Source organism: Streptomyces lycii (assembly GCF_009735685.1).
Taxonomy (GTDB): Bacteria; Actinomycetota; Actinomycetes; order Streptomycetales; family Streptomycetaceae; genus Streptomyces; species Streptomyces lycii.
In genome coordinates this window covers 21,048-47,813 of record NZ_WHPN01000036.1, presented here as the reverse complement: position 1 = coordinate 47,813, position 26,766 = coordinate 21,048, and the positions used below count along the sequence as shown (strand labels likewise).

The window sequence follows — 26,766 nt, the reverse complement described above, 5'->3', positions numbered from 1 at the left end:
GCGTCGGCGGCCGAGACCGCGAGCCGGGGGCCGCCCGCGCCGGTGCGCAGCTCCGCCGCACCGCCCGGAGCTGCGACGATTGTCACATCGGCGTCCAGGGCCGCGACATCGCCGCGCCCGTCGTCCAGCGCGAAGAGAAAACGCCCGGAAAGAGCTGCCGCGTCCGGGTTCGCGCACAGCGCGCGGTCCAGGGCCCGCGCCCAGGCGGCGGTGTCGGCGTACCCGTGGCCGTCGAGGCCCGAGAGGGGTGAAGCCACCACATTACGGACTCGTTCATGGGTGTCGGAAGGCAGCAGTGCCGCCGCCCGCAAGCGGTCCGCGAGTTCCGGCCCGCAGTCCGCCGCAAGCCCTCGCAACTGCACATTGCCCCGCGAAGTCAGATCGAGGTTTCCATCGCCCAACTCCTCGGCGATGTCCGCGAGATCCGCTGCCTGACGGCTCGACAGTAGTCCGCCCGGAAGGCGTATCCGGGCCAGCGCACCGTCGTCGGCCATGTGCAGTCGCAATGCGCCGGGACAGCGGTCGCCGGGTCCGAAATCCGGCGGTTCGGACCCGCTTGGGCGGGATGCGGGGGCGGAGGGCATGGCGGCGAGCATACAGATCCGCGCCGGGCCGTCGACCCCGCGTCCGGACCGGCCGCGGGTGCCCCGGACCGGCCCTGAGCGCTTACTATGCTCAGCGGCGGGCCCGGTCCGGGTCCGCCGACGCCATGGACGGCGCCAGGGGAGGAAGCCGGTGTGAATCCGGCACGGTCCCGCCACTGTGAGCACGGCTCCTTCAGCCGTGTGAGTCAGGAACTCCCGCCGTCCTCGACCGCCCGGGGCGAGGACCCCGAGGAAGGCCTGCTGCCGCATGCGCACTCCGTCCCGGAGCGCTCCCGCCGCCACCGGCGGCACCCGGACGCGCCCCGCGCCGCCCGCCCGCACCGCCGCACCCGCGGTGCGCGGCACCCCCGGCCCGCCCGCCCGAACCGGGGCCCGGACCCTTCCCGGTGCTCCTGACCCGCACGTCCGTGCCGCGCTCGGTCCGTACGTCCGTGCCGCTCTCGGTCCGTACGTCCGTGCCCTGCTTGCTCCGCAGGTCCGTGCCGCGCCCGGCCCGCAAGAGCGTGCCCCGCTCCGCGCCGTGCCCGGCGCCCCCGTTCCCCGGTCGGCCCGGTCGGCCGCCCGCTCCGCCACGACCCCGCGAGGCGATTCCCGGTGATCCTGCTGCTGTCGACGTCCGACACCGACCTGCTGAGCGCCCGCGCGGCCGCCGGCCCCGTCCCGTACCGGCTCGCCAACCCCACCCGGCTCGGCCCCGGCGAACTGCCCGCCCTGCTGGAGGGCGCCGACCTCGTCGTCGTACGGCTGCTCGGCGGCATCCGGGCCTGGCAGGACGGGCTCGACCTGCTGCTGGCCGGGGACCGCCCCGTCGTCGTCCTCACCGGCGAACAGGCCCCGGACGCCCAGCTGATGGAGGCCTCCACCGTCCCCGTCGGCATCGCCGCCGAGGCCCACGCCTACCTCGCGCACGGCGGCCCCGCGAACCTGGCGCAGCTCGCCCGGTTCCTCTCCGACACCGTGCTGCTCACCGGCCACGGCTTCGCCCCGCCGGAGCCCGCGCCGACCTGGGGGCCGCTGGAGCGGGAAGCGTCACCGGAGACCGACCCCGCCGGGCCGCTGATCGCGGTGCTCTACTACCGCGCCCACCACATGAGCGGCAACACCGCCTTCGTCGAGGCGCTCTGCCGCGCCGTCGAGCGGGCGGGCGGCCGCGTCCTGCCGCTGTATGTCGCCTCCCTGCGCGCCCCCGAGCCCGAGCTGGTCGACGCCCTCGGCGCGGCCGACGCCGTCGTCACCACCGTCCTCGCCGCGGGCGGCACCAAGCCCGCCGCCGCGTCCGCCGGAGGCGACGACGAGTCCTGGGACGCCGGCGCCCTCGCCTCGCTCGACGTGCCGGTGCTCCAGGCGCTCTGCCTCACCGGGCCGCGCAGCGCCTGGGAGGAGAACGACGAGGGGCTGTCGCCGCTCGACGCCGCCACCCAGATCGCCGTGCCCGAGTTCGACGGCCGGCTGATCACCGTGCCGTTCTCCTTCAAGGAGGCCGACGAGGACGGGCTGCCCGTCTACGTCGCCGACCCCGAACGCGCCGCCCGCGTCGCCGGGATCGCCGTGCGGCACGCCCGGCTGCGGCACGTCCCGGCCGCGGAGAAGCGGCTCGCGCTGGTGCTGTCCGCGTACCCCACCAAGCACTCCCGGATCGGCAACGCCGTCGGCCTCGACACCCCCGCCAGCGCCGTCGCCCTGCTCCGCAGGCTGCGCGCCGAGGGCTACGACCTGGGGCCGGAGGACGGCCCCGAGGCACTCCCGGGTCTCGTCTCCGGCGACGGCGACGAGCTGATCTACGCCCTTATCGAGGCCGGCGGCCACGACCAGGACTGGCTCACCGAGGAGCAGCTCGCCCGCAACCCGGTGCGCATCCGCGCCGCCGACTACCGCCGCTGGTACGCGGAACTGCCGAAGGAGCTGCGCGACGCGGTGGAGGAGCACTGGGGCCCGCCGCCCGGCGAGATGTTCGTCGACCGCAGCCGCGACCCCGAGGGCGAGATCGTCCTCGCCGCGCTGCGCCGCGGCAACCTGCTGCTGCTCATCCAGCCCCCGCGCGGCTTCGGCGAGAACCCGATCGCGATCTACCACGACCCCGACCTGCCGCCCTCGCACCACTACCTGGCGGCGTACCGCTGGATCGCCGCCTCCGCCGAGGACGGCGGCTTCGGCGCGGACGCCATGGTCCACCTCGGCAAGCACGGCAACCTGGAGTGGCTGCCCGGGAAGAACGCGGGACTGTCCGCCGCCTGCGGCCCAGACGCCGCCCTCGGCGACCTGCCGCTGGTCTACCCGTTCCTGGTGAACGACCCCGGCGAGGGCACCCAGGCCAAGCGCCGGGTGCACGCCACGCTCGTCGACCACCTCGTACCGCCCATGGCCCGCGCCGAGTCCTACGGCGACATCGCCCGGCTCGAACAGCTCCTCGACGAGTACGCCGCCATCTCCGCGATGGACCCGGCCAAGCTCCCCGCCATCCGCGCCCAGATCTGGACCCTCATCCGGGCCGCCCGGCTCGACCACGACCTCGGGCTGGAGGACCGGCCCGACGACGACGGGTTCGACGACTTCCTGCTGCACGTCGACGGCTGGCTGTGCGAGGTCAAGGACGCCCAGATCCGCGACGGACTGCACGTCCTCGGAGCCGCCCCGGAGGGTGCGGCCCGCGTCAACCTCGTCCTCGCCGTCCTGCGGGCCCGGCAGATCTGGGGCGGCACCACCGCGCTGCCCGGACTGCGCGAGGCCCTCGGTCTCGACGAGTCCGCCGCCACCCGCACCGGCGCCGACGAGGCCGAGGAGCAGGCCCGGGCCCTCGTCCAGGCCATGGACGACGCGGGCTGGGACCCGGCGCGGGCTGCGGACGTGTGCGCCGTGCTGCCGGCGGAACGGCGCGCGGACGCCACCGCGATCCTGGAGTTCGCCGCCCGGGAGGTCGTGCCCCGGCTGGCCGCCACCGGCGACGAGATCGAGCACACCGTGCACGCCCTGAACGGCGGCTTCGTCCCCGCGGGCCCCTCCGGTTCCCCGCTGCGCGGCCTGGTCAACGTGCTGCCGACCGGGCGGAACTTCTACTCCGTCGACCCCAAGGCCGTGCCCAGCAGGCTCGCCTGGGAGACCGGCCAGGCCCTCGCCGCCTCGCTGCTGGAGCGCTACCGCACCGACAACGGCCGCTGGCCCGAGTCCGTGGGCCTCTCCCTCTGGGGCACCAGCGCGATGCGCACCTCCGGCGACGACGTCGCCGAGGCCCTGGCGCTGCTCGGCGTCCGCCCGGTGTGGGACGACGCCTCACGCCGGGTCACCGGCCTGGAGGCCGTCCCGCTCGCCGAGCTGGGCCGCCCCCGCATCGACGTCACGCTGCGCATCAGCGGCTTCTTCCGCGACGCCTTCCCGCACGTCATCGGCGTACTCGACGACGCCGTACGGCTCGCCGCCGCGCTGGACGAGAGCGACGCCGACAACTACGTCCGGGCACACGCCCGGGCCGACCTCGCCGAACACGGTGACGAACGCCGCGCCACCACCCGCATCTTCGGTTCCCGCCCCGGCACGTACGGCGCCGGACTGCTCCAGCTCATCGACAGCCGCGACTGGCGCACCGACGCCGACCTCGCCGAGGTCTACTCCGTGTGGGGCGGCTACGCCTACGGCCGCGAACTCGAGGGCCGCCCGGCGCGCGAGGAGATGGAGACGGCGTACCGGCGCATCGCGGTCGCCGCGAAGAACACCGACACCCGTGAACACGACATCGCCGACTCCGACGACTACTACCAGTACCACGGCGGCATGGTCGCCACGGTCCGCGCGCTGAAGGGCACCGCACCGGCCGCGTACATCGGCGACAGCACCCGCCCGGAGACGGTCCGCACCCGCAGCCTCACCGAGGAGACCTCCCGCGTCTTCCGCGCCCGCGTGGTCAACCCCCGCTGGATCGAGGCCATGCGCCGGCACGGCTACAAGGGCGCCTTCGAACTCGCCGCCACCGTCGACTACCTCTTCGGCTACGACGCGACCACGGGTGTCGTCGCCGACTGGATGTACGACAAGCTCGCCCGGACCTACGTCCTCGACCCGGAGAACCGGGACTTCCTCCAGCAGGCCAACCCCTGGGCCCTGCACGGCATGGCCGAACGCCTGCTGGAGGCCGAGAGCCGCGGCATGTGGGCCGAGCCGGACCCGGAGGTGCTGGCCGGGCTGCGCCAGGCGTACCTGGAGACCGAGGGGGACCTGGAGGGCGGCCAGGAGGACGGCGGGGCCTGACCCGCAGGGGGCCGCGCCGGCAGCGGCACGCCCCCGGCACGCCGCCGGGGGCGCCGGACGTCACCGCTGCCGGCGCGGCCTACAACTCCCGCCGCATGCACACCCGCGGCCACCGGTCCAGGCCGTGCGCGGCCTCCGCGGCACGGATCCGCCGCAGTCCCGGCGTCAGTTCGTCCCCGCGCAGCCTGCGGAAGCCGCAGCGCTCGTAGTAGGGCGCGTTCCACGGCACCTCGGCGAAGGTCGTCAGGGTCTGCGCCGCCGAACCGCGTTCCCGCGCCCGCCCCGCGGCGTGCTCGATCAGCGCCCGGCCCAGCCGCCGCCCTGCGTGGTCCGGATGCACCGACACCTGGTCGATGTGCGCGCAGCCGTCGACGTCCTCGGCCAGCAGATACGCCACCGGCACGCCGCCGGCACCGGCCGCCACCCAGACCTGCCCGGCCTCCCGGTGGGCGCGGAGCGCCGCGAGGGACGGCGGCTCGTCCTCGGCGACGGCGCGCATCCCGATGTCCGCGAAGCAGCGCCCCGCGGCCCGTTCGATGTCCCGCAGCAGCGGCAGGTCGTTCTCGGCGGCGGCCCGGATCTCCATCCGCGCAGCGTACCGAGGGGCGGTTAGCAGTGTCCTGCTGATTTTCTCCGGCGGAGCGGGGCACTGGCGGAGAACGGATCGAAAAAACGATTCGTATGAATGAACGCGACCGCTTTTCCGCTTTCTTTAAATCGTACGCCAGTGCATTTCTGGGAAAAGTGCATCTTCATCCCGGGTGCCCGGTGAAACGGCTATGCTCCATGTCCCGCAGCGAGTTGCGGCAATAGCCGCAGTTCGCCGTCGGCCGCCGCGACGCCGCAGAACACGTGCAGGACACCGTGTATTCGACAAACCGCGCCGGCTGCCCCTGATTCTTATCGCAAGGGTTGAGGATATTGATGGTTCGTGCTGGCTCGTCACCGGGAGGCCGGCAACCCGGCTCCGTGTCTCTCTGGCTGATTCCCCCCGCGGTGACGGCACTGTGCGCGGTGCTGGCCGTCATCGGCGTCCCCGACGGGGCCCGCGCTCCGGCCGCCTGGTGCGGCGCGGTCGCCACCCTCGCCGTGGGCCTGGCGTCGGCCGAAGTCGTCCGCCGCGGCCGGGTGATCGCCACACTCCGGCAGCGCCACGCCGGACAGGAGGCCGCTCTGCGGCAGCGCCTCGTGGAGCAGGAGACCGAGACCGTACGCCTGGCCGACGACCTGCTGCCCGCCGCCGTGGAGCGACTCCAGCGGGGCGCCACCGTCGAGGAGGTGCTCGCCGCCGTCGGCTACCAGCCGGGCATCGACCCCCAGTTCCGCACCGCCCACCAGGCCGTGCTGCGGTCCGTGATGGAGGCCGTGCGCGCGGAGGAGGACCTCCGCGACTCCGCCCAGCGCGCCTTCGTCAACATCGCCCGCCGCGTCCAGGCCATCGTCCACCAGCAGGGGCAGGACCTGCGGGAGATGGAGGACCGGCACGGCAACACCCCGGAGGTCTTCGGCGACCTGCTGCACCTCGACCACGGCACGGCGCTGATCGGCCGGCTCGCCGACAGCATCGCCGTCCTCGGCGGATCCCGCCCGGGACGCCAGTGGCAGCAGAACGTCCCGCTGTTCAACGTCGCGCGCGGCGCCATGTCCCGGATCCTCGACTACCAGCGCGTCGACCTGCACTCGGTGGCCGAGGTCGCCATCGTCGGGCCCGCCGTCGAACCGCTCATCCACGCGCTCGCCGAGCTGCTCGACAACGCCACCCGCTACTCCCCGCCGCAGACCCGGGTGCATCTCACCGCCGTCGAGGTGCAGTCCGGCGTGGCGCTGGAGATCGAGGACGCCGGAGTGGGCCTCACCGAGGAGGCCCGCCGCCGCGCCGAACGGGTGCTGGCACAGGCCTCCGCCGGCATCGACCTCAACGACCTCGGGGAGACCCCGCGCCTCGGCCTGGCCGTGGTCGGCCGGCTCTCCCAGGCGCACGACTTCCAGGTCTCCCTGCGCCCTTCCGCGTACGGCGGCGTGCGCTCCGTCCTGATCGTCCCGCAGGACCTGATCACGGCCACGCCCACCCCCGGCGGCACGGTCGCCAAGGGCGCGACCCTGCCGCCCGCCAAGCCGCGGAAGCGTCCCGCGCCGATGCCCTTGGCGAGGCAGAACGGATCGCCCCTGTCCATGGACGCCTCCGGACCCGTCACCCGCGGCAGCAACGGGCTGCCGCAGCGCCGGCGCCGCAACTCCGGTGTGGCACCCGTGCCGGGGACCGCGCCGTCCCCCACCGCCTCCGTGGCCCCGCCCCGCCCGCCCGCGGCCGCCGAGCAGGTCAAACCCGGGCTGTGGCTGGCCGCCTTCCAGAGCGGGGTCAACGGCGAGAAACCGATAACCGGCGCGACCCGACCGCACACCGAAGAAGCGTTGGACAGGGATGAGTAGGCACGTGACACAGCAGCGGCTCAAGATGGACTGGATGCTCAGGGACCTGGCGTCGAGCGTCCCGCAGACCCGGCACGTGGTGGTGCTGTCCTCGGACGGCCTGTGCATGGCCCAACACGGCACGGACGGTGACACCGCGGACCGGCTCGCGGCGGCCTGCGCCGGCCTGCAGAGCCTGTCCGGCGCGATCGCCGCCGAATTCCCGCACGGCAGCGGCCGGATGAGGCTCGTCGTCATCGAGGTCAGCGGCGGGTTCTTCTACCTGATGGCGGCCGGCTCCGGGGCGTATCTGGCGGTCCTCGCCGACGACGGCGTCGACGCCGGACTGATGGGCCAGCGCATGCGCGACCTGGTCGCCCGGATCGGCGAGCATCTGAGCAGCCCGCCGCGCGTCGACGAGCAGGTCACATGAGCGGCGCGGAGGAAGAAGGCTGGGACGAGGGCGCCCCGGAACGGCTGTACGTCGTCACCGGGGGCCGCAGCCGGGCCGGGACCGAGAGCGTCCGTCTGGACCTCGTCACCCTGATCGTGTCCCGGGACGTGCCGCAGCCCGGAATGCCCCCCGAACAGACCGCGCTGCTGCGGATGTGCCACTACCCGCTCTCCGTGGCGGAGATCTCCGCCTATCTGGTGCTTCCGGTCAGCACGGTGGCCGTGCTGCTGACCGATCTGCTGGCCGACGGCCGGATGGAGGCACGCGCCCCGATCCCGGCCGCCGCGTTGCCCGACGCGGAACTCCTCAAGGCGGTGATGCATGGACTACAGAATCTCTGACCAGCTGCCCGGCACCGGGATGCCGGGCGACCGGCCCGGCGACCGGGTCCCGGGTCCCCGCAGCGAGGACGCCCTGCCCGCGTCGACCACCTCGGCCGTCAAGGTCGTCATCGTCGGCGGCTTCGGCGTCGGCAAGACCACCCTGGTCGGCTCGGTGAGCGAGATCCGCCCGCTGACCACCGAGGAGACGATGACCCAGGCGGGTGTCGGGGTCGACGACATCGCCGGGGTGGAACGGAAGACCGAGACCACCGTCGCGATGGACTTCGGCCGGATCAGCATCAACGAGCAGCTGGTGCTGTACCTGTTCGGCACCCCGGGCCAGGAGCGCTTCTGGTTCCTGTGGAACGGCCTGTTCGAGGGCGCCCTCGGCGCGCTCGTGCTCATCGACACCCGCCGCCTCGAGGTCAGCTTCGACGTGGTCGGCAGGCTGGAGGACCGCGGCGTGCCGTTCGTCGTGGTCGTCAACGCCTTCCCGGAGGCCCCCGTTCACCCCATGGAGGACCTGCGGACGGCGCTCGACCTGCCCGAGAGCGTGCCGATGGTCGACTGCGACGCCCGCGACCGGGGCTCGTGCCGCGACGCCCTGCTCACCCTCATGCGCTACCTGCACACCCTCACCACCGCCCCAGCGAACGCCATCCCGGAGCCACAGTGACCCTCCCTTCCCCCGACCACGCGGACCCCGCGCTCGCCCCGCCCCCCGGCTGCCCCGCCCACGCCCCGGGCGGGGGCGGCCCGGCCCGGCTCTTCGGGCCGGAGGCCGAGTCGGACCCGATGGGCCTCTACGAGCGACTGCGCGCCCGGCACGGCGCCGTGGCCCCCGTCCTGGTCCACGGCGACGTGCCCGCCTGGCTCGTCCTGGGCTACCGGGAGAACCTCGACGTCGCCCGTACCCCGTCGCGCTTCACCCGGGACTCCCGGCACTGGCGCGCCATGCAGGAGGGCAGGGTCACGCCGGACCATCCGCTGGCGCCGATCGTGGCCTGGCAGCCGATGTGCACCCTGGTCGACGGCCCGGAACACGAGCGGCTGCGCGGCGCGGTCACCGACAGCATGAACCGGTTCGACCGGCGCGGGATCCGCCGGCACGTCACCCGCTTCGCCGACCTCCTGGTCGACCAGTTCTGCACGGACGGCCGGGCCGACCTGGTCGACCAGTTCGCCGAACATCTCCCGATGCTCGTCATGACCCAGCTGCTCGGCATGCCCGAGTCCTACGGGCCCAAGCTCGTCGAGGCGGCCCGGGACCTGCTCAAGGGCACCGAGACCGCGGTCGCGAGCAACGAGTACGTCATGGAGGCGCTGCGCCGGCTCGTGCGGCGCAAGTCGGCGGAGCCCGGTCCGGACTTCGCCTCGTGGCTCATCGAGCACCGCGCGGAGCTGACCGAGGACGAGGTGGTGCAGCACTTGCGCATCGTGCTCATCGCCGCGTACGAGACGACGGCCAATCTGATCGTCAATCTGCTCCGGATGGTGCTCACCGACCGCCGCTTCCGCGCGGACCTGGCCGGCGGCCACATGACGCTTCCCGACGCCATGGAACAGGTGTTGTGGGACGAACCGCCGATGATGACGGCCGTCGGCCGCTGGGCGACCAGCGACACGGAACTCGCCGGGCAGTCCATCAAGGCCGGCGACCTGCTGATCCTCGGACTGGCGGCCGGGAACGCGGACCGCGCGGTGCGGCCGGACCCGAATGTGCCGGTCCACGGCAACCGGTCCCACCTGGCCTTCAGCGGCGGACCGCACGAGTGCCCCGGCCAGGACATCGGCCGCGCCATCGCGGACACCGGCGTGGAGGCGCTGCTCGCGCGGCTGCCCGATGTGCGGCTGGCCGTCTCCGAGGCCGATCTGACCTGGGTGTCCGCGCTGATGACCAGGCATCTGGTGGAGCTGCCCGTGGCGTTCACCCCGCGCCGGCCGAGGCCGCCCGAGCCGATCGTCGTCCCGCCGCCGCCCGCTCCGCCCCGGCCCTCCACGGCGGATACCGCGGTCCGCTCCGGGACCGGACCCGGGACGGCATCCGGGACCGGACCCGGGACGGTACCCGGCGACGGCTCCCTCGCGGGCGCGCGGCCCCGGCGGGTGCGTACGACCTGGCGGCAGCGCCTGGCGCGCTGGCTGTCGGGCGGGTGACGGCGGTTCAGCAGTCCAGCTGGTCCCACCACCAGTCGACGGTCGGGATGCCGGGGGCGCCGCCGCGGGAGTCCGTGGGTGTGTCGCGCCATGTGACGCCGAGGGTGGCCCCCGGCACGGGGAGGCGGTGGAGACGGCGCGGGCTGGCGTAGCGCGGCGCGGTGTCGGACCAGCGGATGTTCCCGGCGATCCAGTGGCCCAGGCCGCCGAGATAGCCCCGCAGGTCCGGACCGGCAGTCCGCAGGACCTGCTCGCGCAGCCGGAGGAAGAGCGTCATGGCCCGGTCCCGCAGGGCGACCGCGCGGGTCACCGCCTCCTCCGGCGGGCAGCGGTGGTGGTGCGCCAGTACGGTCACCATGTTCTGGCCCTGCGCCCCGGGGCCGTTCTCCTTGGCGTAGGAGAGCAGGTCGTTGTCGCAGGCCGCGATGAATCCGGTGAGTTCGGTCAGCGCCCGTACGGGCGCGGAGTACAGGCTCACCCCGGGCACCTCGATGTCATTGGCGATCTCCGTGAAGGCCGCGTCGAAGCGCGTTCCGACGTCGGAGATCCGCCCCGGGATGTATTCCGCGGGCGTCGGCAGGACGCGGCGCCCGGCGTTCCCGCTCTGCCAGGCGACGCCGAGCACCAGGTCCCGCACCCCGTCCACCAGCCGTCGGTAGCGCACCTCGCCGGCGACGGGCACGGTCCTCGCCACGAGATCGTCCAGCGCCGCGGCCGTCGGACCGGTCCCGAGCAGGCCGCAGCCGGGCGCCTCCAGGCAGCGGACGAGCCGGAGCCCGAGGTCGACGATCTCCGGACAGCGGCCGGCCGCCGGTTCGACGTCCAGCCGGTCGTCGTCGAGGGCGAACAGCCAGTAGCTCCACTGCGCGAACAGCACGAGCCGGTCCTCGTCGCCGTACGGCGCCAGGCGGCAGCTGAACTCGGCCGCGTGCGTGGCGGCGTTCCACGCCCTCTCGACGTCGTCGGCGTACACGCCGCGGGCTTCCAGCCAGTCCAGCGCGCGCTCTTCGATCCGCCGGACCTGCGGGTGGACGGCCGACGGGACGGGGCAGTAGAAGGGCGGCGGACGGTGGCCGGGGAGCGTGGCCGCCGGGGCGATCGGCTCGGCCACGGGTCACCGCTTCCTCTTGCGGAACAGCAGAAGCCGCGTCTCCACGGCGTGATCCCGCCAGATGCGGAAGAGCCGCCCGTGCGCGAGCGCCGACTCCCGGAGCCGTTCGGGGCCGACCGGCGACGGGGTGCCCGTCATCCGGCTCCGCTCCAGTTCCGCGGTCGTCCACGCCATGCTCTGCACCCAGAACTCCGAGACCCCGTCGGTGACGTCCTCGTTCTGTTCGAGTTCGAGTCCGGCGTCGCGGGCGGCGGCGACGTACTCCGGTACGGTCCCCAGCCGGGTCTTGTAGTAGCCGTTCACGAAGTCCGCCACCTGCGGCCGGCACAGGAAGTGCTCCTGCAACCCGAACCAGCCGCCGGGCCGCAGAGCCCTGGACACCACGGCGAAGAGCCGTACGCGGTCCATGTGCACGGCGCTCTCGACCGCCACGGCCGCGTCGTACGCCCGCTCCTCGCGCAGGTCGTGGGCATCGCCCAGCACCGGCGTCACCAGCCCGGACACCGAGGCCTGCCGCACCAGGCGGGCCATGACCGGGATGTGTTCGGCGGTGATCGTCAGACCGGTGACGGCGCTGCCGTACTCCTGTGCCCAGTAGATCGAGCCGCCGCCCAGGCCGCAGCCGATGTCGAGGACTTCGGCGGGCGGCGCGGCGGGCACACCCCACAGGGCGGCGGCGTGCTCCAGGACGGTTTCCTGCGATTCGACGATGCGGCGGCGTACGACGTGCTGCGGGACGGTGGTGTTCGGGGTGGAGTCGAACAGGCCGAGATGGAAATGGACACGCGGACCGGGACCGTACTTGTGCAGGATGTCCCGGGTTTTCGCCGAGTAGTACACGGGCACTTGAGACTCGTCGAATGCCGTTTCCGGGGAATGCGGCGGTCCGATGACGAGCTTGTCGGTCATGGGAGACCTCCGGAGGTCCGCGCCTGCTGTTCCGGTCGTATTCGATCTGCTGTGGGCATGAATGAACTCGTACGGAGCGCATGCGGGGCTGCGCACCCGGCTGTCGTCGCCGGCTGTCGGCGCCTCGAACCTGCCCCGCGCGGCTTGTTCCGTAACCCTCGGTGCGCCCGTGGTTTGAGGCCGGCGGTGCGATTGGGACGGCCGGATGCGAGCCTGGGCGATCAAAATTGATTTCTTGCGATTGAACGCGACCGCTCTTGCATGCATGTCGATCGATGGAATAATTGAATTTCATAACATTAGCGGCATGTCCGCCGCGCTCGCAGCGGTGGTGCCGCCCGGTTCGGCCTGTCTGGAACCGGCCCACGCGGAAGGGCCCGCTCCATGGTGCGGAGCGGGCCCTGGTCGTCGGCGTCCGGTGGGCGGCCGCGGGCGCCGGCCGCCTGCCGGCGGGCGTCGGGGCGGAACGGCCGCACGGGCGCGGCGCGGTGGCACCGGCCGGCCCCGCCAAGATCGGCGTGCCGGCGCGGAAGGGGAGGTCAGGGCATCCGTGCGACGCCGCCGTACTCGATCCATTCCCGGGTGAGCTGCTTGGGTGCGACCTCGTTGTCCGGGTGCCAGGTCGAGACCTCCACCAGGCCGGGCTCCAGGATCTCCAGGCCCTCGAAGTAGGCGTCCAGCTCCCGGGGCTCGCGGACCCGGCCCCAGTTGCCGTGGGTGCTCTGGTCCATGAAGTCGGTGACGAAGTTGCGCGTCGCCTCGTCCTCGCTGACCAGCTGGCAGATGACGAAGAAGCTGCCCGGGGCGAGCCGTTCCCGCACCCGCCGGATGATGCCCGCCGGATCGTCGCGGTCGGGAATGCAGTGCATCACGGAGACGAAGAGCGCGGCGACCGGCTCGTTCAGGTCGATCAGCCGGACCACGTCCGGGTGGGCGAATACGGCGTCGGTGTCGCGCATGTCCGCCGTGATGACGGCGGTGTTGTCGTTCTCCTGGAGCAGGGCCCTGCCGTGTGCCAGGACGATCGGGTCGTTGTCGACATAGACGACCCGGGCGTCCTTGTCGACGCTCTGCGCCACCTGGTGCACGTTGTCCTGCGTGGGCAGGCCGGATCCGTGGTCCAGGAACTGGCGTATGCCGTGCTCCTCGGCCAGCCGCCGGACGACCCGGACCAGGAACCGGCGGTTGTTCACCGCCAGCTCCTTCGTGCTCGGCACGACCTTGAGCAACTCGTCCGAAGCCTCCCGGTCGACGGCGTAGTTGTCCTTGCCGCCGAGGTAGTAGTCGTACATCCGGGCAACGCTCGGCACAGTGATGTCGACCCCGGAAACCGGCTCGCTGCTCTGACTCATCGGACCCCTCACAGTCTTTCCCGCGCGCACCCCGGAGCGGCTGCGGCAGCATCATCCTAGGGCGTGTGCGCGGGCTGAAAAGAGTCCCAACAGGCGGGATTTCCACCGGTGTTGACCACTGGCGGTGACGCTTTCGTCAGGGGTGCCCGGTGGGTTCAGCCACCGGCCCAGGAGCGCAGAGCCGCCCGGTCGTCGAACCGGCCGACATTGGTGTCGATCGGACTCGTCGTGTACTGGTGGAACTTCCACTCCGCCTGGATTCCCGGATTCCCCGGATCGTTGTTGTGGTTCGCGATCCACAGGCCGTCGCCGGCGAAGGAGGTGGTGTCCCGGTTGAGCCAGTAGTCCCGGTTGCAGTAGAGAAGGACCTTGTGGCCCGGCGCCTTGCCCTGGGTGTACCGGAGCCAGGAGTCCTTGTCGGCGTTGGAGACGTCCGGGTCCTCCCAGTCCAGGACCAGCATGTCTCCCGCGGCCAGATTGATCTCGCCCAGGAAGTAGTCGGCCTGCGCGGACATGCTGCCCGAGCGTACGAAGTGGTAGAAGCCGGTCACGAGACCCGCGTCACGCGCCGTGGCACGCTGGGCGACCCATTTCGGGTTGATGTAGGACGTCCCCTCGGTGATCTTGATGAAAGCGAAGTCCATCCCCTCGGTCCGGTAGTCCTCCGGCTGCCAGGACGAGACGTCGACGCCCTTCACGCTCATACGGGGTCCCCTTCCGCCGTTTACCCGTCATGTGCCCGTACGGAACCGCGCGCATGCGGGCGGCGGGCGGGCGCGGCGCGGGACGGCGGAGCCCGGGCCGCCGGGCGGGGCGGCGCACCGGGCGGCCCGCGGCCATGTGACCCGCGTGGCCCGCGTCATGTGTGTGGCCCGCGTCATGTGTGTGGTCCGCGTGACCCACATCAAGAGTGTGGTCCGCGTGATCCGCGTGACCCGTGTCACCCCGTACGCCCGCGTCCCCCGTGGCAGCGCGGCTCCGCGGAAGGCCGCATTTGGCGCAGCCGCCCGGCTCTACGTACAGTTCCGCCGGGGTGTGTGCCGATACCGGCGCACGACGGACATGAAGGAAAGCGGCAGCGGCGATGACGGTGACTGACGACGGCCGGACCGAGCAGCCCGGGACCGGCCGGCCGGAACCCGGGGACGACCACCCGGGCATCGACCCGCAGCGGCTCGCCGAATGCCTCAGCGTGCTCGCGGAGCTGGACGACCTCCCGCTGGACCACCCCGACGCGATAACCGTGCGCCGGGCCACCGCGGGCATCTACCGCACCGTCAAGCAGCGCCGCCGCCAGGAGCGCCGGGCCGCGAAGACCGCCAACGACAAGGCCGTCACCGAGGCCACCGCCACCGGCTCCGCCGACCGCATCGACGACGAGACCGCGGGCATCCCGCTCGCCGCGACCAGCAGTACGGAGATCGTCGGGGTGCTGGAGCGGCCCCGGTCCTGCTACATCTGCAAGACCCGCTACCGCGAGGTGGACGCCTTCTACCACCAGCTGTGCCCGCCGTGCGCCGGCGAGAACCGCGCCCGCCGTGACGCGCGCACCGACCTCACCGGCCGCCGCGCGCTGCTCACCGGCGGCCGGGCGAAGATCGGCATGTACATCGCGCTGCGCCTGCTGCGGGACGGGGCGCACACCACCATCACCACCCGGTTCCCCAAGGACGCGATCCGCCGCTTCCAGGCCATGCCGGACAGCGCGGACTGGCTGCACCGGCTCAAGATCGTCGGGATCGACCTCCGGGACCCGGCGCAGGTCGTCGCGCTCACGGACTCGGTGAGCGCCGCGGGCCCCCTCGACATCCTGATCAACAACGCCGCGCAGACCGTACGCCGCTCCCCGCAGGCGTACGCCGAGCTGGTGGCCGGCGAGTCCGCGCCGCTCCCGGCCGGGGAGCTGCCGGAATCCGTCGTCCTCGGCGCCTTCGGCAGCGGGGCCCAGCACGCGCTCCCGTCGGCCGGTGACCGGCCCGGCGGCCTCACCCCGGACACGGTCGCCGCGCTGGCGCTGACCAGCGGCTCCGCCGCGCCGGCCCGGATCGAGGCGGGCAACGCCATCGACGCGGGCGGCCTGGTGCCCGACCTCGCGGACACCAACAGCTGGATCCAGACGGTGAGCGAGGTCGACCCGGTCGAGCTGCTCGAGGTCCAGCTGTGCAATGTGACCGCTCCGTTCGTACTGGTCAGCAGGTTGCGCCCGGCGATGGCCGCGGCCGCGGCGCGCCGGAAGTACGTCGTGAACGTCTCCGCGATGGAGGGTGTCTTCAGCCGCGGCTACAAGGGCGCGGGCCATCCGCACACCAACATGGCCAAGGCCGCGCTCAACATGCTCACCCGCACCAGCGCCCAGGAGATGCTGGAGAGCGACGGCATCCTGATGACGAGCGTCGACACCGGGTGGATCACCGACGAGCGGCCGCACCCGGACAAGATGCGGCTCGCCGAGGCGGGCTTCCACGCCCCGCTCGACCTGGTCGACGGCGCCGCCCGGGTCTACGACCCCATCGTCCGCGGCGAGGCCGGCGAGGACCTGTACGGCTGCTTCCTGAAGGACTACGCGCCCGCCGGCTGGTGACACGCCCCCGCGGCCGCCGGTCCGGCGGGCGGCGGAGCGGCGCCCCGTCACCCGGACGGCCCAGCCCCGCCGGCCCGTCCGGGCGGCGGCCGGGCCGGTCCCGCCGGGGCCGGAGCGGCTTGGACGGTCCGGTCGCGTACCGCCGGTACGGATAACGGCGCGCGTCCGCCGGTGGATGTATGTAGGGTGAACTCTGACGGAGAGCCCCATCGGGAAGCCAAACACCGATGTCCAAGGGCCGTCCCGGGACAGGCCAGCCACCTTGGCCGCAGCCCGGTCGTAATACCGACGCCACCGCGTCCGACGTGACCTTCCCAGCCCTACCGGGCGCCCCCGTCCGGTCCGGCAGAGCCCCCGGCGTGCGGCGTCCGGTGCACCCGACACGAAGGAGTGCGCGGTGACATCCGACAAGACCAAGGCCAATCAGCTCCGGCCGGAGCCGAGCGAGCGGGCCGACCGCCAGAAGGAAGCCCGGAACCTGGACGTGTGGTCCCGGTCCGCGCCGATCCGGCTGGCCGGCTACGAGGACGATCCGGCCGAATCCCACATCCTCCGCGGCATCGACTGATATTCCGCGCCCGCCCCGTTGACGATCCGCCGAAGGGATGCCTTCGGCGGATCTTCGTATGTCCCGTGAGTAACGGCCGCGCGGCGGGGCACCCGACGTCGGTCGCGACCGGCGGACGGCGGAGGATGAGCGATGGGCGTGCGCAGCCGGGTCCTGAACTGGCCCGTGTACCGGCAACTCACGGGCGCGGATCCGCTCGGCCGCGGCGCGGCCGCCGTGTCCCGGGACACGGAGCGGCTGCGGGCCCGGACCGAGACCGCCGACCGGGTCGTGAAGTCCGTCTGCCCGTACTGTGCCGTGGGCTGCGGCCAGGACGTCTACGTCAAGGACGGGAAGGTCGTGCAGATCGAGGGCGACCCCGACTCGCCCGTCAGCCGTGGCCGGCTCTGCCCCAAGGGTTCGGCGACGCTCCAGCTCACCACCGGCGACGCCCGCCACCACCAGGTGCTGTACCGGCCGCCGCACGCCCGGGACTGGCAGCCGCTGGACCTCGACACGGCCATGGACATGGTCGCCGAACGGGTGATCCGAACCCGCCGGGAGACCTGGGAGTGGGAGAGCGACGGGGTGCGCACCGCCCGCACCCCGGGCATCGCGAGCCTCGGCGGGGCGACGCTGGACAACGAGGAGAACTACCTCATCAAGAAGCTGCTGACCGGCCTCGGCGTGGTGCAGGTGGAGAACCAGGCCCGGGTCTGCCACAGCTCGACCGTCGCGGGACTCGGCACCTCCTTCGGGCGCGGCGGCGCGACCACGTTCATGCAGGACCTCCAGCACTCCGACTGCATCGTCATCGAGGGCTCGAACTACGCGGAGGCCCATCCCGTCGGCTTCCAGTGGGTGATGGAGGCGAAGGCGCGCGGTGCCCGCGTCATCCACGTCGATCCGCGCTACACCCGCACCAGCGCCCTCGCCGACCGGTACGTCCCGATCCGGGCCGGCACCGACATCGCCTTCCTCGGCGGCATCATCAATCACGTGCTCACCGAGGAGAAGGACTTCCGGGAGTACGTCCTCGCCTACACCAACGCGGCCACGGTCGTCACCGAGGACTTCGCGGACACCGAGGACCTCGACGGCGTCTTCTCCGGCTTCGACCCGGAGGAGCGCTCCTACGACCCGCGCAGCTGGCAGTACCGGAGCGGCTACGTCCAGGCCGCCTCCGGCGAGCGGGACGCCCAGTACTGGGAGCGCGTGCGCGGCCAAAGCGCCCAGCAGGCCGACCACAAGGTCCAGCAGGCCGGGGGCTCCGAGACCCACGGATCCGGCGGCGCCGTCGCCGAGTCCGACCCCGACCACGACCCGACCCTGCGGCATCCGCGCTGCGTCTACCAGCTCCTCAAGCGGCACTACGCCCGCTACACCCCCGAACTGGTCGAGCAGGTGTGCGGCATCTCCCGCGAGGACTTCCTCGCCGTCTGCGACGCGCTCACCGAGAACTCCGGCCGGGACCGCACCAGCGCCTTCGTGTACGCCGTCGGCTGGACCCAGCACACCGTCGGCGCCCAGTACATCCGCGCCGCGAGCGTCCTCCAGCTGCTGCTGGGCAACATCGGCCGCCCCGGCGGAGGCATCCAGGCGCTCCGCGGCCACGCCAGCATCCAGGGCTCCAGTGACATCCCGACGCTGTTCAACCTGCTGCCCGGCTATCTGCCGATGCCGCACGCGCACGCCCACGAGGACCTGGACGCCTTCGTCCTGGCGAGCCGCACCGGCAAGGGCTTCTGGGGCGACATGCGGAAGTACATGGTCAGCCTGCTCAAGGCGTACTACGGTGACGCGGCCACCGCGGAGAACGACTTCTGCTTCGGCCACATCCCACGGCTCACCGGCTCGCACAGCACCTACGACACCGTCATGGCCCAGCTCGACGGCGTCTGCAAGGGCTACTTCCTGATGGGGGAGAACCCGGCCGTCGGCTCCGCCAACACCCGGCTCCAGCGGCTCGGCATGGCCCAGCTCGACTGGCTCGTCGTCCGCGACTTCTCCCTGATCGAGTCCGCCACCTGGTGGCGGGACGGCCCGGAGATCGAGACCGGTGAGCTGCGCACCGAGGACATCGGCACCGAGGTCTTCTTCTTCCCGGCCGCCGCGCACACCGAGAAGTCCGGCACCTTCACCAACACCAACCGCTGGCTCCAGTGGCACGACGCGGCCGTCGAACCGGGCGGCGACGCCCGCAGCGACCTGTGGTTCACGTACCACCTGGGCCGCCGCATCCGGGAGAAGCTGGCCGGTTCCGCGGACCCGATGGACCGGCCGCTGCTCGACCTCACCTGGGACTACCCCGTCGAGGGCACCCGCGCGGAGCCGTCCGCCGCGGCCGTACTCCAGGAAATCAACGGCCGGGGACCGGACGGCGGGCTGCTCGGCGCGTACACCGAACTGAAGGACGACGGCTCGACCTCCTGCGGCTGCTGGATCTACTGCGGCGTGTACGCCGGCGGGGTCAACCAGGCGGCCCGCCGCAAGCCGCACACCGAGCAGGACTGGGTGGCCTCCGAGTGGGCCTGGGCCTGGCCCGCCAACCGGCGCGTCCTCTACAACCGGGCCTCCGCCGCCCCCGACGGCACGCCGTGGAGCGAGCGGAAGGCGTACGTCTGGTGGGACGCCGGCGCCGGGCGGTGGACCGGGCACGACGTCCCCGACTTCATCCCCGACCGCGACCCCGCGTACGTACCGCCGGAGGACGCCACCGGCCCCGCCGCGCTGCGCGGTGACGACCCGTTCATCATGCAGGCCGACGGCAAGGGCTGGCTGTACGCCCCCGCGGGACTCACCGACGGGCCCATGCCCACCCACTACGAGCCGCAGGACTCGCCCTTCCACAACGCCCTGTACGGAGACCACAGCCGGTCACCGGTGCGGCAGCTCCAGCCCCGCGAGGGCAACCGCTACCACCCGAGCGGCGACGAGCCCGGCGCGGACGTCTTCCCGTACGTCGTCACCACGCACCGGCTCACCGAGCACTTCACCGCCGGCGGGATGAGCCGCTGGTCGCCCTATCTCTCCGAGCTCCAGCCGGAGTTCTTCTGCGAGGTCTCGCCCGCGCTGGCCGCCGAACGCGGGCTGGAGCACGGCGGCTGGGCCACCCTCGTCACCGCCCGCAACGCCATCGAGGCACGGGTGATGGTCACCGAGCGGATCAGGCCGCTGACCGTGCACGGCCGCACCGTCCACCAGATCGGGCTGCCCTTCCACTGGGGGCCGAACGGTGTCGCGCCCGGCGACGCCGCCAACGAGCTGGTCGCCATCGCCCAGGACCCCAGCACGCACATCCAGGAGGACAAGGCGCTGACCGCCGACATCCGGCCCGGCCGCCGCCCCCGTGGACCCGACCTGCCCCGGCTGGTCGCCGACTACCGCGCCCGCGCGGGCATCACCGAGACCACCGGCACGGAGGCCCTGTCATGACCACCGTCGACATCCGCGACCTGCTGTCCGGCCCCGAGCCCGACCCGGCGGGCGACGCCGGCCACACCGCGCACCCCGAGCGGGCCGGATTCTTCACCGACACCTCCGTCTGCATCGGCTGCAAGGCGTGCGAGGTCGCCTGCAAGGAGTGGAACGCCATCCCCGAGGACGGCCTGTCGCTGACCGGGATGAGCTACGACAACAGCGAGGGCCTGGGCGCGTCCACCTGGCGGCACGTCGCCTTCGTCGAACAGAGCGTCCCCGTGCGCGCCCCGGACCCCCCGCCACCCGCCGACCCGGTCACCCCCGGCGCGGAGGTGCCGCGGCCCGAGGGGCGCACCGAACTGCGCTGGCTGATGGCGTCCGACGTGTGCAAGCACTGCACGCACGCCGCCTGCCTCGACGTCTGCCCGACCGGTTCGCTGTTCCGCACCGAGTTCGGCACCGTCGTCGTCCAGGAGGACATCTGCAACGGCTGCGGCTACTGCGTGCCGGCCTGCCCGTACGGTGTCATCGAGCAGCGGCCGGACGACGGCCGCGCGTTCAAGTGCACGATGTGCTACGACCGGCTCGGCGCCGGGCAAGAACCGGCCTGCGCCAAGGCGTGCCCCACGGAGTCCATCCAGTTCGGCCCGCTCGACGAACTGCGCGAGACCGCCGCGCGGCGCGTCGAGCAGCTGCACGAGGCGGGCGTCACCGACGCGCGGCTCTACGGGCACGAGCCGGACGACGGCGTGGGCGGCGACGGCGCGTTCTTCCTGCTGCTGGACGAGCCCGAGGTGTACGGACTGCCGCCCGACCCGGTCGTCACCACCCGCGACCTGCCGGCCATGTGGAAGCACGCCGGGGCGGCCGCGCTGGCGCTGCTGGGCGGGGTCACGGCCGCCTTCCTCGGCTCCCCGGCCGGACGCGGGGCGACCACCGTGCGGGGGCGCACGACGGCCCGGGCCGCCGCCCGGACCGCCGCCACCGCCGCCCGGGCGGCGGCGCACCGGAGAGGAACACGCCGATGACCGGATCCGACGTCACCCGGGACGGCCCGCGCGGGGAACGCCCCGGCCGGGAGGCCGTCCCCGCCGCGCTCCAGCCCGGAAAGCCCCCGGGCACCGGCCGCCGCCGGAAGGGCAAGGGGCGCGGCGAGCAGCTGATGGTGCCCCGCGCCGAGTTCCGGTCGTACTACGGCAGGCCCGTCGTCAAGGCCCCGGCCTGGCAGGCGCGCGACATCGCCGGGTACTTCTTCACCGGAGGGCTCGCGGGCGCGGGTTCCGTCCTCGCGGCGGGCGCCGGACTCACCGGACGGCACGCGACCGCCAAGGCGATGAAGGTCTCCTCCCTCGCCGCGATCTCGCTGTCCACCGCCGCACTGATCCACGACCTCGGCCGCCCCGAGCGGTTCGCCAACATGCTGCGGGTGATCAAGCCGACCTCGCCGATGAGCGTCGGCTCCTGGCTCCTCGCCGGCTACGGGCCCGCCGCGGGCGCCGCCGCCGGCAGCGCGCTGACCGGGCTGCTGCCCCGCGCCGGCCGGGCCGCCACCGGTGTCGCCGCCATGCTCGGTCCCGCGGTCGCCGCGTACACGGCCGTGCTCGCCGCGGACACCGCCGTACCGGCCTGGCACGACGCCCACCGCGAACTCCCGTACGTCTTCACCGCGTCGGCGACGGCCGCCGCGGCCGGCATGGCGCTGACCCTCGCACCCGCCCGGGAGAACGGGCCGGCCCGCAACGCCGCGCTGCTCGCCGCCGCCGGGGAAGCCGTCGCCGTACGGCTGATGAAACGCCGCACCGGCATCGTCGCCGAGACCTATGAACAGGGGCGGGGCGGACGGCTGTTGCGGGCCGCGGAACGGCTCACGGCGGGCGGGGCCCTCGGCGCGGCCCTCCTCGGCCGCCACCGGGCCGCCGCCGTCGCGAGCGGACTGGCGCTGCTCGCCGGGTCGGCCTGCACCCGCTTCGGGATCTTCCACGCGGGCATCGCGTCCGCCGAGGACCCCCGCTACACCGTCGTCCCCCAGCGCGAACGGCTCGACAGCCGGCCGCCGGAGCACGGGAACGGCCGGTCGGAACGGCCCGGCCGGCACGACCGGAACGAAAGGAAGGCCCAGGCATGAGGGCACTGACCTGGCACGGCAAGCGCGATGTGCGGGTGGAGACGGTCCCCGACCCGACCATCCAGGAACCGGCCGACGTGATCGTACGGATCACCTCCAGCGGCCTGTGCGGATCGGACCTCCATCTGTACGAGGTGCTGGGCCCGTTCCTGGAGCCGGGGGACATCCTCGGCCACGAGCCGATGGGCGTCGTCGAGGAGACCGGCTCCGACGTCACCGCGCTCAAACCCGGCGACCGGGTCGTGATCCCCTTCAACGTCTCCTGCGGCACCTGCTGGATGTGCGGCCAGGGCCTGCACTCGCAGTGCGAGACCACCCAGAACCGGGACCGCGGCATGGGCGCGACGCTGTTCGGCTACACCAAGCTCTACGGCCAGATGCCGGGCGGCCAGGCCGAGTTCCTGCGGGTGCCGTTCGGCAACACCCTGCCCGTCAAGGTGCCCGACGGGCCGCCCGACGAGCGGTTCGTGTTCCTCTCCGACGTCCTGCCCACCGCGTGGCAGGCCGTCGACTACGCGGCCGTGCCCGACGGCGGCACCCTGGTGGTGCTGGGCCTCGGGCCCATCGGCGACATGGCCTGCCGGATCGCGCTGCACCGGGGCGCGGGCCAGGTCATCGGCGTGGACCTGGTCCCCGAGCGGCTGGAGCGGGCCCGCCGGAACGGGGTGAGGGCGCTCGACCTGAGGGAGCACGGCAAGAAGATCGGCGACACCATCCGCGACCTGACCGACGGCCGCGGCGCCGACTCCGTCGTCGACGCCGTGGGCATGGAGGCCCACGGAGCGCCCGCGGGACGGCTCGCCCACCAGATGGTGGGGCTGCTGCCCGGACCCGTCGCGGAGAAGCTGATGGAACGCGCCGGGGTGGACCGGCTCGCCGCGCTCTACACCGCCATCGACGTCGTCCGGCGCGGCGGCACGATCTCGCTCAGCGGCGTCTACGGCGGCATGACCGACCCGATGCCGATGCTCACCCTGTTCGACAAGCAGATCCAGCTGCGGATGGGCCAGGCGAACGTCCACCGGTGGGTGCCCGACATCCTGCCGCTGCTCACCGACCAGGATCCGCTGGGGGTCGACGGGTTCGCCACCCACACCGTGCCGCTGGAGGATGCGCCGGAGGCCTACAAGACGTTCCAGGACAAGGCCGACGGCATGATCAAGACACTGTTCAGGCCGGGCGTCGCGGCCTGACCCCGGCCGGAGCCCCGCCGTCGGCGCCGGGCGCGCGGGGCGCCGGGCGCGCGGGGGCTTCCAGGGCCTCCGGGGCTTTCCGGGACGCTTCCGGGGCTTTCGGAGGCTTCCAGGACCTCCGGGGACGAGGACACGGCGGCCCTCCCGGCAGGTGGGCGGCTCCCGGGGCGTGCGCGGGCTCCGGGCGCGTGCCTCCGGCTCGTGGGCGGGGCGGTGGCGGCTGCCGAGCGGTGCCGGTGCCGGGTTCGCGGTGCCGATCGCGGTTCAGCCCGGGATCCGGTCCGTGCGCAGTGATCGGGCCAGTGCCTCGGGAGCAGGCCCGTGCCCCGGGATCCGGCCTGTGCCCCGGGATCCGCCGTGCCCAGTGGTCTCTCCGTGCCCCCGGGATCCGCTCCGGTACCGGCCCTGGTGCGGTACGCGCTCCGGTCCGGTACGCGATCCGGGCCGGGCCGGGGTCAGTTGCCGCCGTTGCCGCCGTCCGTCCCCCGCGCCGCCGACTGCAACTGCCGGTTGCGGTGGCGCAGCCACGCCGCGGGCAGGAACCAGCAGCTCACGAACCAGAGCAGCACGGCGGCCGCCAGCCAGACCGCCAACGAGTCGTGGATCACGAAGCGCAGGATCAGCGTCAGCGCCGCCCCGACGGTGCACAGCAGGAGCACCAGGCCGACCATCGTGATCCGGGAGGCCCACAGCACCGTCTCCGGCTTGAGCCGGTGCCCCGTCACCATGCGGTGCAGGGTGACGGGCGCGATCAGCGCGCCCGTCGCCCCGGCGCCGAACATGATCGTCACCACGTACAGGTCGTGGCCGAAGTCGTCCAGCTCGGGGAAGCGCGGGGAGAACGCGGACGTCAGCAGGAAGGCCAGCAGGATCTGGATGCCGGTCTGGGCGACCCGGACCTCCTGGAGCAGCTCGCCCCATTTGCGGTCCGCCTGCTCCTCCTTCGTCTCGTCACGGCCGGTAGGGGGCTCATAGGCGTGCGGCATGGGGGACGGCCTCCTGAATTCCTTCGCCTGCGGTGTTCTCAGCCTGCCCGGGCAGCGCTCCGAGAACCGATCCGCCGTTCGAGCGCCTCGACCGCGCCCGGCCGCGGTCCGGGGACCCGGCGGCGCAGCGGCAGCAACTGCTGTGCGAGCCCGCCGGAGACGCCGGGCTCGCCGAGCTGCTCCCAGCAGTGGTGGGCCCGGTCGACGGCCGCCACCACGTCCGCCGCGTCGGCGGGCTCGCCGCGGCCTAGCCGTGCGGAGGCGGCGGCCATCCACAGCTCGCACGAGCGGGCGAAGTCACCGGCGAGGCGGGCCAGGTCGGCCCGGACCTCGAGCCAGTGCCCCGCTTCCACGGACGACGGGCCGTGGTTGCGCAGCGCGTACTGCTCCCAGGCCGCGGCCATCGCCGCCGCCTCTCCGTGCCGCCCGGCGTGGGCGGCGGCGAGTATCGCAGGGTGCGGGTCCGGCGGCTGCTGCTGCGTCTCCGCCGGGGGGTACGCGGGCCTCGGGGGAGTGGCCTGCCGCGGTACGGGAGCGGCGGCGGTCCCCGCGGTGCGTTCCGGTACGGACCCGGCCGTGTCGTGCGGCCGCGCCGGGGGAGCCGGGATCGGAGGAGTGGCCTGCCGCGGTTCCGGCGTGGACGCCGACGCGCCGGTGTCCGCGGCCCGACCCGGCGGCTGCGCGGCGGGCTCCCGCGCCGACCGTGCCGGGGCCTGTTCCGGAGAACGCGCGGCGGGCTGCGCCTGCGCCGGTGCCTGCGCGGTGGACTGTGCCGGTGCCGGTGCCTGCGCGCCGGGCTGAGCGGGGACTTGTGCCGGCGCCGGTGTCGTTCCCCCGGCCGGTGTCCCCGGCAGGGTCAGGAAGCGCACCTCGGGAGAGAGCTGAGCCCGGGACACCGCGAGCGCGTGCAGGTCCGCCACCGGCGGGCGCCGAGCGGCGGGGCGGAGGAGGTCGGCGACCGCCCGGCTGTACAGCGGTTCCGCGAGGTCGTCCCGGCGGCCCGGCGGCGGCGTCACCACGCCGTACAGATCGGCCCCGGCCACGCCGAGGGCGGGGAGCCGTGCCCAGGCGGCGGGGTCGGCCACCAGGTCGGCGAGGACCGTGGTGGTGCCCGGCCGCCGGTGCTGGAGTTCCGCGGACAGCCAGTGCCAGGGCAGCGCGGTGTACCGGGCGGTCGCCGGAGTGGTGCGGGCGAGGGCCACGTGCGGCAGCTGCTGCTTGCGGTCCAGGGTGAGCTGCCCGATCAGATGCACCAACAGCGGGCCCGGAACGGCCGCAGCCACCCGGAGCCGGGTCAGCACCACCTGCGGGTCGGCGGGCTCCACCAGCTCCACCACGCTCGCGGCGGCCGTGCCCGCGAGTATCCCCGGCCGCACCGCGGCCAGCGCGGGCAGCGCCGCAGCGGCGTCCACCAGCCGTCCCTTGCCGGCGGGCGCGGCCGCCAAGAGCAGCGCGGCCCCCGGAACCGTCTCGTCCCCGTTCATCGCCACCGGATCACCGTATCCGCTGTTTCGTGACGCGTCGGCACACGGGCCGGAACGCGGCTGCCGTCGCGGCGGCGCAACCCCGTGGCGGACCGGCCGGAACCCGCCCTCACGCGATCCGGGCCGGGCCGATCGAAACGCGGCGCCCGAGCAGGCATACTCGTCACGACGAGCGCGGCCCCGGCACCACCGGACGGACCCGTCGCCAGCGCCGGAACCGTTCCCGGGACCGGTGACGGACACGAGCACCGCCGGACGGCGGGGGAGGGGAGGACCGGCATGGACGTGCGCCCCGCCGGCTCCCGGCCCGTGTCCCGCCGCCCCCGGCCCCGTGGCCTCTCCGCACTGCTGACGGTGCTGGCCGTGCTGCTCGGCGGCCCGCTGTTCACCGGCGCCGCGAGCGCCGCCGGACCTGCGGACCGGGCCGCGTCCGCGCACCACGCAGGCACCGACCGGCCCGCGCTGACCGGCGTGCTCGGCCAGCAGAGCAGGGCGGCCACGCTCTCCGCCGGCGAACACCTGACCCCGCATCACGGGCCTCCGCTCCTCCTGCCGCCGCCCCGGCCCCGGGCCGGTACGGATCCCGGCCCGGGCGCCGCGTCGGCGCCGTACGGCTCGGCGGCGACCGCGCACCGGGCGACGACGCGCGGCCGTGCGCCGCCGGACGACGGGGCGCTCCAGAGGTCCCGTACCGCACACCGGCAGATGGCGCTCCGCTAGCGCGGTCACCGGCGGACCGGTCCGCCGGGCCCGTGCGGGCGGCCGGAATGCCGGCGACCGCCGGACGGGCTCGCTCGTGCGGCCCGCTTGTCCGGCTGCCGAGCCCGGGCGCGGTCGCGAGGCGGTTCCGCTTCGCGAGGCGGTTCCGCTG

General features: G+C 73.6%; 20 protein-coding genes, 1 pseudogene and 1 riboswitch. Of the genes and pseudogenes, 13 read left to right on the top strand and 8 right to left on the bottom strand.

The genetic code is table 11. The features are described 5' to 3' along the window. Positions 1-596: pseudogene (locus GCU69_RS02015) on the bottom strand (hypothetical protein); the annotation flags it as partial. 99 nt (positions 597-695) lie between these two features. Next, positions 696-805, top strand: a riboswitch (cobalamin riboswitch). A 394-nt stretch (positions 806-1,199) separates the two neighbouring features. Here GCU69_RS02015 and cobN point away from each other — a divergent pair. Beyond that, positions 1,200-4,844 carry a cobaltochelatase subunit CobN gene (gene cobN / locus GCU69_RS02010; protein WP_098751274.1) on the top strand — a complete coding sequence of 1,215 codons (3,645 nt, stop codon included), beginning with the start codon at positions 1,200-1,202 and terminating at the stop codon, positions 4,842-4,844. A gap of 79 nt (positions 4,845-4,923) precedes the next feature. Here cobN and GCU69_RS02005 read toward each other — a convergent pair whose 3' ends face one another. Further along, entirely contained in the window at positions 4,924-5,430 is a 507-nt protein-coding gene (locus GCU69_RS02005) for a GNAT family N-acetyltransferase (protein WP_098751275.1), read from the bottom strand. Positions 5,431-5,768: 338 nt separating this feature from the next. On the opposite strand from GCU69_RS02005, the gene GCU69_RS02000 reads away from it, so the two are divergent. Genes GCU69_RS02000 through GCU69_RS01980 form a run of 5 tightly spaced genes read left to right on the top strand, consistent with a single transcriptional unit; the run spans position 5,769 to position 10,187 of the window. After that, positions 5,769-7,274 (top strand): sensor histidine kinase, encoded by a 1,506-nt coding sequence (locus tag GCU69_RS02000; protein WP_098751276.1) that lies wholly within the window; start codon positions 5,769-5,771, stop codon positions 7,272-7,274. A 25-nt stretch (positions 7,275-7,299) separates the two neighbouring features. Beyond that, positions 7,300-7,686, top strand: coding sequence for a roadblock/LC7 domain-containing protein (locus tag GCU69_RS01995; RefSeq protein ID WP_098751279.1), 387 nt, complete (start codon positions 7,300-7,302; stop codon positions 7,684-7,686). Then, positions 7,683-8,048 (top strand): DUF742 domain-containing protein, encoded by a 366-nt coding sequence (locus tag GCU69_RS01990; RefSeq protein ID WP_098751277.1) that lies wholly within the window; start codon positions 7,683-7,685, stop codon positions 8,046-8,048. Before GCU69_RS01995 ends, GCU69_RS01990 begins: the two co-directional genes overlap by 4 nt. A gap of 19 nt (positions 8,049-8,067) precedes the next feature. Further along, entirely contained in the window at positions 8,068-8,706 is a 639-nt protein-coding gene (locus GCU69_RS01985) for a GTP-binding protein (protein ID WP_098751278.1), read from the top strand. Then, positions 8,703-10,187, top strand: a complete 1,485-nt coding sequence (locus GCU69_RS01980; protein ID WP_235978149.1) for a cytochrome P450 — start codon at positions 8,703-8,705, stop codon at positions 10,185-10,187. The genes GCU69_RS01985 and GCU69_RS01980 overlap by 4 nt, the downstream gene beginning before the upstream one ends. A gap of 7 nt (positions 10,188-10,194) precedes the next feature. Here GCU69_RS01980 and GCU69_RS01975 read toward each other — a convergent pair whose 3' ends face one another. From GCU69_RS01975 to GCU69_RS01960, 4 genes are all read right to left on the bottom strand, one after another. Beyond that, the gene (locus GCU69_RS01975; protein WP_098753253.1) at positions 10,195-11,298 is read right to left on the bottom strand and encodes a terpene synthase family protein; all 1,104 of its coding nucleotides are present in this window, start codon (positions 11,296-11,298) and stop codon (positions 10,195-10,197) included. 3 nt (positions 11,299-11,301) lie between these two features. After that, entirely contained in the window at positions 11,302-12,207 is a 906-nt protein-coding gene (locus GCU69_RS01970) for an SAM-dependent methyltransferase (RefSeq protein ID WP_156204953.1), read from the bottom strand. 539 nt (positions 12,208-12,746) lie between these two features. After that, complete coding sequence (locus tag GCU69_RS01965) at positions 12,747-13,559, bottom strand: SAM-dependent methyltransferase (protein ID WP_098753255.1); 813 nt, start codon at positions 13,557-13,559, stop codon at positions 12,747-12,749. A gap of 155 nt (positions 13,560-13,714) precedes the next feature. Continuing rightward, positions 13,715-14,263, bottom strand: coding sequence for a glycoside hydrolase family 25 protein (locus GCU69_RS01960; protein ID WP_156204952.1), 549 nt, complete (start codon positions 14,261-14,263; stop codon positions 13,715-13,717). Between the two features lie 380 nt (positions 14,264-14,643). On the opposite strand from GCU69_RS01960, the gene GCU69_RS01955 reads away from it, so the two are divergent. The 6 genes from GCU69_RS01955 (at position 14,644) to GCU69_RS01935 (ending at position 23,425) form a co-directional block, all read left to right on the top strand. Continuing rightward, the gene (locus GCU69_RS01955) at positions 14,644-16,140 is read left to right on the top strand and encodes an SDR family NAD(P)-dependent oxidoreductase (protein ID WP_098753257.1); all 1,497 of its coding nucleotides are present in this window, start codon (positions 14,644-14,646) and stop codon (positions 16,138-16,140) included. A gap of 397 nt (positions 16,141-16,537) precedes the next feature. Continuing rightward, positions 16,538-16,708: a hypothetical protein gene (locus GCU69_RS32420; protein WP_170315757.1), complete on the top strand. Its 171-nt coding sequence runs from the start codon at positions 16,538-16,540 to the stop codon at positions 16,706-16,708. A 132-nt stretch (positions 16,709-16,840) separates the two neighbouring features. Continuing rightward, a complete protein-coding gene (fdh, locus tag GCU69_RS01950; RefSeq protein WP_156204951.1) occupies positions 16,841-20,122 on the top strand; it encodes a formate dehydrogenase in 3,282 nt (1,093 codons plus the stop codon). Then, a complete protein-coding gene (locus tag GCU69_RS01945; protein WP_156204950.1) occupies positions 20,119-21,135 on the top strand; it encodes a 4Fe-4S dicluster domain-containing protein in 1,017 nt (338 codons plus the stop codon). Before fdh ends, GCU69_RS01945 begins: the two co-directional genes overlap by 4 nt. Further along, positions 21,132-22,232: an NrfD/PsrC family molybdoenzyme membrane anchor subunit gene (gene nrfD / locus GCU69_RS01940; protein WP_156204949.1), complete on the top strand. Its 1,101-nt coding sequence runs from the start codon at positions 21,132-21,134 to the stop codon at positions 22,230-22,232. Before GCU69_RS01945 ends, nrfD begins: the two co-directional genes overlap by 4 nt. Continuing rightward, a complete protein-coding gene (locus GCU69_RS01935; RefSeq protein WP_098754482.1) occupies positions 22,229-23,425 on the top strand; it encodes a zinc-dependent alcohol dehydrogenase in 1,197 nt (398 codons plus the stop codon). Before nrfD ends, GCU69_RS01935 begins: the two co-directional genes overlap by 4 nt. Before the next feature lie 455 nt (positions 23,426-23,880). On the opposite strand, the gene GCU69_RS01925 is transcribed toward GCU69_RS01935, so the two are convergent. Both GCU69_RS01925 and GCU69_RS01920 read right to left on the bottom strand, forming a co-directional pair. After that, on the bottom strand, positions 23,881-24,411 hold the full coding sequence (locus GCU69_RS01925) for a DUF6328 family protein (RefSeq protein ID WP_098754483.1): 531 nt from the start codon (positions 24,409-24,411) through the stop codon (positions 23,881-23,883). A 38-nt stretch (positions 24,412-24,449) separates the two neighbouring features. Next, positions 24,450-25,895, bottom strand: coding sequence for a hypothetical protein (locus GCU69_RS01920; protein WP_156204955.1), 1,446 nt, complete (start codon positions 25,893-25,895; stop codon positions 24,450-24,452). Between the two features lie 279 nt (positions 25,896-26,174). On the opposite strand from GCU69_RS01920, the gene GCU69_RS01915 reads away from it, so the two are divergent. After that, on the top strand, positions 26,175-26,615 hold the full coding sequence (locus tag GCU69_RS01915; RefSeq protein WP_156204948.1) for a hypothetical protein: 441 nt from the start codon (positions 26,175-26,177) through the stop codon (positions 26,613-26,615). The last annotated feature ends 151 nt before the right edge of the window (positions 26,616-26,766 follow it).

Coding starts and splice junctions, on each gene's coding strand:
- GCU69_RS02005 (WP_098751275.1), bottom strand. CDS start 5,430: ATGGAGATCCGGGCCGCCGCCGAGAACGACCTGCCGCTGCTGCGGGAC.
- GCU69_RS02000 (WP_098751276.1), top strand. CDS start 5,769: ATGGTTCGTGCTGGCTCGTCACCGGGAGGCCGGCAACCCGGCTCCGTG.
- GCU69_RS01995 (WP_098751279.1), top strand. CDS start 7,300: ATGGACTGGATGCTCAGGGACCTGGCGTCGAGCGTCCCGCAGACCCGG.
- GCU69_RS01990 (WP_098751277.1), top strand. CDS start 7,683: ATGAGCGGCGCGGAGGAAGAAGGCTGGGACGAGGGCGCCCCGGAACGG.
- GCU69_RS01985 (WP_098751278.1), top strand. CDS start 8,068: ATGCCGGGCGACCGGCCCGGCGACCGGGTCCCGGGTCCCCGCAGCGAG.
- GCU69_RS01970 (WP_156204953.1), bottom strand. CDS start 12,207: ATGACCGACAAGCTCGTCATCGGACCGCCGCATTCCCCGGAAACGGCA.
- GCU69_RS01965 (WP_098753255.1), bottom strand. CDS start 13,559: ATGAGTCAGAGCAGCGAGCCGGTTTCCGGGGTCGACATCACTGTGCCG.
- GCU69_RS01960 (WP_156204952.1), bottom strand. CDS start 14,263: ATGAGCGTGAAGGGCGTCGACGTCTCGTCCTGGCAGCCGGAGGACTAC.
- GCU69_RS01955 (WP_098753257.1), top strand. CDS start 14,644: ATGACGGTGACTGACGACGGCCGGACCGAGCAGCCCGGGACCGGCCGG.
- fdh (WP_156204951.1), top strand. CDS start 16,841: ATGGGCGTGCGCAGCCGGGTCCTGAACTGGCCCGTGTACCGGCAACTC.
- GCU69_RS01945 (WP_156204950.1), top strand. CDS start 20,119: ATGACCACCGTCGACATCCGCGACCTGCTGTCCGGCCCCGAGCCCGAC.
- nrfD (WP_156204949.1), top strand. CDS start 21,132: ATGACCGGATCCGACGTCACCCGGGACGGCCCGCGCGGGGAACGCCCC.
- GCU69_RS01935 (WP_098754482.1), top strand. CDS start 22,229: ATGAGGGCACTGACCTGGCACGGCAAGCGCGATGTGCGGGTGGAGACG.
- GCU69_RS01925 (WP_098754483.1), bottom strand. CDS start 24,411: ATGCCGCACGCCTATGAGCCCCCTACCGGCCGTGACGAGACGAAGGAG.
- GCU69_RS01920 (WP_156204955.1), bottom strand. CDS start 25,895: ATGAACGGGGACGAGACGGTTCCGGGGGCCGCGCTGCTCTTGGCGGCC.
- GCU69_RS01915 (WP_156204948.1), top strand. CDS start 26,175: ATGGACGTGCGCCCCGCCGGCTCCCGGCCCGTGTCCCGCCGCCCCCGG.